Origin of the sequence: Pedobacter sp. BG31, assembly GCF_042464845.1 — a bacterium.
In the GTDB taxonomy this organism is placed as follows: domain Bacteria; phylum Bacteroidota; class Bacteroidia; order Sphingobacteriales; family Sphingobacteriaceae; genus Pedobacter; species Pedobacter suwonensis.
Genome location: NZ_JBHNZK010000048.1, coordinates 1 through 1,119, shown reverse-complemented (window position 1 = coordinate 1,119; position 1,119 = coordinate 1). Strand labels below are relative to the sequence as shown.

Below are 1,119 nucleotides of genomic sequence, written 5' to 3'. Positions count from 1 at the left end.
TATATAAAGTCTAATATATTTTTACAAATAAATAAAAAAATGTAACTTGCTTACATGAGCAAGAACGCATTAACAATAAAGAACTACACGTCAGAAGAACTTAGGTCCTTGTTGCGGAAAGACGAAAAGTTCCAGCAAGCTGTAAGGCTATATGCCTGTTACCAAATTTCTCTGGGTAAACGTCCCCAAGAATTAGAATCAATTTATGAGACCTCATTCAAATCAATCTGTAACTGGGTAAACCGGTTAAACCAGGGTGGCATAGAAGCCTTGATCGATAAAGTGAAACCCGGAAGGAACAACCGCCTCGGCACCGATGAATTGCAGTCTATAAAATCGGTATTGCTGAATAAGCATCCTGATGATTACGGTTATAATAGCGCCACCTGGACCGGACCTTTACTAATCGATTTCATCAAGAAAGAATACCATGTTGAGTATAAAAAAGCGCATATCTATAACATATTAAGAAAGTTGGGTTTAACGTTTCAAAAAGGAAAAGGCATTTACCCCGAAGCAGAAGACAGAGCTGAAAAGGTGGAGGCTTTAAAAAAAACTCCGGGAGTCAAGGGAAGCTAAGGCTGTAATTGTTTTTCAGGATGAGGCGAGTTTGTCAAATACCGCTACGGTGTCTTACATGTGGGCAGAAAAAGGCAAACAGCCAAGAATCAATCAAAAGCAACGGAAAAGAGAGAGAAAGACCCTGTTTGGTTGTATAGAGCCGGAAACGGGAATTGTGGTAACAAGCAAAGCCGACAGGGGTAACACAATCAGTTTTTTCAGCTTCCTGTTGCTGGTCGTAAAAACATATCATGAGCGAAAAGTTGTAATGGTCCTGGACAATGTACCTTATCATCATGCCAAAAGACTCAAACCTATACTGGAACGCTATAAACACCGAATAGAACTTGTTTATCTTCCACCATATTCTCCCGATTTAAATCCGATTGAAAGAGTTTGGTGGTACATGAGAAAAAAGATCACCCATAACCGATATGTACAGAATCTGCAAGACCGAATTACTAACTTCGACTTGTTTATCAGTCACTTTAAAGTTGAAAATGAAACTGGAAAGAATCTTGCAAAATTAATTGTAAATATTTAATATACTTTATATAA

At 38.1% G+C, this 1,119-nt stretch carries 2 protein-coding genes; both read left to right on the top strand.

The features are described 5' to 3' along the window. Positions 1–54 precede the first annotated feature (54 nt). Entirely contained in the window at positions 55–579 is a 525-nt protein-coding gene (locus ACFE6N_RS23500) for a transposase (protein ID WP_378940364.1), read from the top strand. 7 nt (positions 580–586) lie between these two features. Continuing rightward, positions 587–1,105: an IS630 family transposase gene (locus tag ACFE6N_RS23495; RefSeq protein WP_378940366.1), complete on the top strand. Its 519-nt coding sequence runs from the start codon at positions 587–589 to the stop codon at positions 1,103–1,105. The last annotated feature ends 14 nt before the right edge of the window (positions 1,106–1,119 follow it).

Coding starts and splice junctions, on each gene's coding strand:
- ACFE6N_RS23500 (WP_378940364.1), top strand. CDS start 55: ATGAGCAAGAACGCATTAACAATAAAGAACTACACGTCAGAAGAACTT.